This is a genomic window from Gemmatimonadales bacterium, assembly GCA_030697825.1.
Lineage (GTDB): Bacteria > Gemmatimonadota > Gemmatimonadetes > Gemmatimonadales > JACORV01 > JACORV01.
The window spans coordinates 1-1,074 of record JAUYOW010000190.1; the positions used below are offsets into that span (position 1 = coordinate 1).

Annotated in this window: 1 protein-coding gene; it reads left to right on the forward strand. The window is 65.6% G+C overall.

The annotated features are described in order from the left end of the window. The first annotated feature begins 184 nt into the window (after window positions 1-184). Window positions 185-958 carry a heme-copper oxidase subunit III gene (locus Q8Q85_10200; GenBank protein MDP3774624.1) on the forward strand — a complete coding sequence of 258 codons (774 nt, stop codon included), beginning with the start codon at window positions 185-187 and terminating at the stop codon, window positions 956-958. Window positions 959-1,074: the final 116 nt, after the last annotated feature.

Sequence of the window (1,074 nt, forward strand, 5' to 3'; positions counted from 1 at the left end):
TGGCATCGTTAATCAACCACAACTGTTAGAAGGGGAAGGACCATGAAAACACCCTTTGTTTTGTTAGCGCCGGTGGTGCTGGCGGCACTGCCTGCGCATGCCGAGAAGGGCGACTAGCTGGTGCGTGCGCGCGGACTCTACATCAATTGGTTTCTTGGCCGGTGTTACACGAAGGAGGTAACGTATGACGCAAGCGGTGACTCATCACCCGGAGCACGAAACAAGCCCGTGGCCACTGCTGACGGGCATGGGCGTGCTGCTGTCCGCCCTGGCCCTGCTCGCCTACTTCCCATGGCGCATGCCCTTGCTGGGTGTCGTCCTGGGAGGTGCGATGCTCGCGCTGCTCGCCGTGGGGCTTTCCGGCTGGGCGCGGGAGTTCTTCACCCGCGGGACCGAAGCGGGCCTGGGCCCGGTCGCCGTCGCCGCCTTCATCGTCTCGGAGGTGATCATTTTCGGCACCATGTTCGCGGCGTTCTGGCTCGGACGCATCGACCACGCCGAGCAATGGGCGAGCTTTATCCCGGCGAACCTGGATCTGAAGCTCGCGCTCTGGCTCACGGTGATCCTCTGGGCCTCGAGCGCGACCATCGTGCTGGCCGGGCGCGCCTTCGAGCGCGGCAATCGCGCCGCCTCGCAGTTCTGGCTGGTGGCGACTTTCGCCCTGGGCCTGTTGTTCGTCGTCCTGCATCTCAATGAGTGGAGCCACTTGGCCGCCGGCGGCTTTCGCCTCGGCGCCAACATCTACGCGACCACCTTTTACGGGTTGACGGGCGTTCACACCTCGCACGTGGTCGTGGGACTGGCCATCCAACTGCCGCTCTTCGGCGTGCTGGCGAGCGGCCTCATGACGCAGGGCAGAGCCACGTTTTTCCGCGGCGCGAGCCTCTACTGGCACTTCGTCGACATCATGTGGATCATGGTGGCGGCCAATGCCTACCTCATCGGCGGGACGCGGTGACGATACGCGCCCTCGCCATCGCTGCGGCGCTGGCCGCCGCCGCGCCGGCGGCGGCGCACTACAACCGCCCGGCTCTGCAGGATGCCTTCGACCCGGCGCTGCTGCGCATCGACGAG